Annotated in this window: 1 protein-coding gene; it reads right to left on the bottom strand. The window is 50.8% G+C overall.

The genetic code is table 11. From position 1 onward, the window contains the following. A partial coding sequence (locus ACSZPU_RS26230; protein ID WP_499004552.1) for a RecE family exodeoxyribonuclease occupies positions 1-425 on the bottom strand: 425 nt, incomplete at its 3' end. Between the last annotated feature and the right edge of the window lie 112 nt (positions 426-537).

Genomic DNA, 537 nt, shown 5'->3' on the forward strand with positions numbered 1-537 from the left:
ATGAACTGGGACAGGATCAGCGAACGCTGCGACATCTGAGCGACCGGCCACAGCATGGCTTCTTCAACTTTCGGGGAAATCTGGCCGTTAGTGTTGGTGGTTTCCGTTTCCTCTTTCACTTCCGGCTCGGTTGCGGCTGGCGCGCTAACGATAAGCTTCTGCCAGGTGCGTCCGTCTTCTCCCAGTTCGTAGCGTTTGCACCATTCGAAATCCAGTACACCTTCTTCTGGCAGGTCGTCATATACAGGAAAATCGGTGCGGATGGGTTTCATGTAGTCTTTACCGCGCCCTGTTTCGATACCTGCATCTTCAAGGTCGACATCGAGTTGCAGGTTTGCTCGGGATTCTGACTTCGCTGAGCGCCAGATAACAGCATCTGGTTTGCCTGATTTTTGAGTGGCCTTTATGAGATTGAAATATTCCACGTGTTAGCCTCATTTTTGGGTGATAAGATCCCTGAGCCATTGATAGCGCCCGTTGGGTATTCATTGGTTTTGGTAAATTCCGGTGTAACTTTGGTCGGTGTCACCGGACGTA

Source organism: Phytobacter sp. V69 (genome assembly GCF_965644215.1).
In the GTDB taxonomy this organism is placed as follows: domain Bacteria; phylum Pseudomonadota; class Gammaproteobacteria; order Enterobacterales; family Enterobacteriaceae; genus Phytobacter.